At 67.7% G+C, this 1,260-nt stretch carries 1 protein-coding gene; it reads left to right on the top strand.

The window, feature by feature from the left end:
• Positions 1 to 1,260 (top strand): AMP-binding protein (locus ACWCXC_RS37465; RefSeq protein ID WP_450891824.1); only part of this gene is annotated, 1,260 nt, incomplete at both ends.

The following is a 1,260-nucleotide window of genomic DNA, read 5'->3' as shown; positions in this document are numbered from 1 at the left end:
GCGTCTGGTCGAGGTGGCGCGGGCCGAGGGTGTGACGTCGTTCATGGTCCTGCAGGCGGCTTTGGCGATGCTGCTGTCGAGGCTGGGTGCGGGGAGGGACATCCCGATCGGTTCGGCGAACGCCGGCCGTACGGACGAGGCCCTGGACGATCTGGTGGGCTTCTTCGTCAACACTCTGGTCATTCGTACGGATCTGTCGGGTGACCCGACGTTCCGTGAGGTTCTGGGGCGGGTGCGGGAGGTCAGTCTTTCGGCGCTGGCGCATCAGGAGGTGCCGTTCGAGCGGCTGGTGGAGGAGCTGGCGCCGAGTCGTTCGATGGCCCGGCATCCGTTGTTCCAGGTCCAGCTGGACCTACAGAACAACGCCGACGCCGTCCTCGACCTCCCCGGAACCGAAGGAGCCGGCACGTCCACGGACACCGCCGTGGCCAAGTTCGACGTCGAGATCCGGCTCACGGAGACCCGTGACGAACTGGGTGCCCCGGCCGGCGTACGCGGCCAGGTCGTCGCCGCGGCCGACCTCTTCGACCCGAACACGGTTCGCACCCTGCGTGAACGGTTCGTCCGCGTCCTGGACCTGCTGACCGTCGACCCGCAGACCCATCTGAGTGACCTCGATGTCCTCGGTTCGGATGAGCGTCGTCGGGTGTTGGTGGAGTGGAACGACACGGAGTCGGATGTCGGTTCGGTGTCGGTGCCGGAGCTGTTTACGCGGCGGGTGGCGCGTACTCCTGATGCGGTGGCTGTGGTCGCGGGTGGGGTGGAGGTGTCGTTCGCGGAGCTGGATGTCCGGGTGGACCGGCTGGCGGCGTTCCTGGTGGGTCAGGGCATCGGCCCGGAGTCGGTGGTGGGGGTGTGTCTGCCGCGTGGGGTTGACGCGGTGGTCGCGTTCCTGGCGGCGTGGCGTGCCGGTGCGGCGTATCTGCCGATCGATCCGGATTATCCGGCGGAGCGGATCGGTTTCGTGCTGGCCGACAGCGGTGCGGTTCTGACGCTGACGACGGAGGAGATCCTGGATGATCTCCCGGCGGGCCGGAACCGTTTCGTGGCCCTGGACAGTGCCCTGATGCGGATGCAGCTGGACGCGGCACCGGCGGACATCCCGGCCACGGACAACAACCCTCAGTCGGTCGCGTATGTGATGTATACGTCGGGTTCGACGGGGCGTCCGAAGGGTGTCGCGGTGACCCACGGGGGCCTGGCGAACTATGTGGCCTGGGCTGTCGACGCGTACGGCATGAGCGACACCGACACCGACAC

This window comes from Streptomyces sp. NPDC001515 (assembly GCF_053597115.1).
The sequence above is the reverse complement of the archived record's forward strand: the minus strand, read 5'-3'. Positions and strand labels throughout refer to the sequence as shown.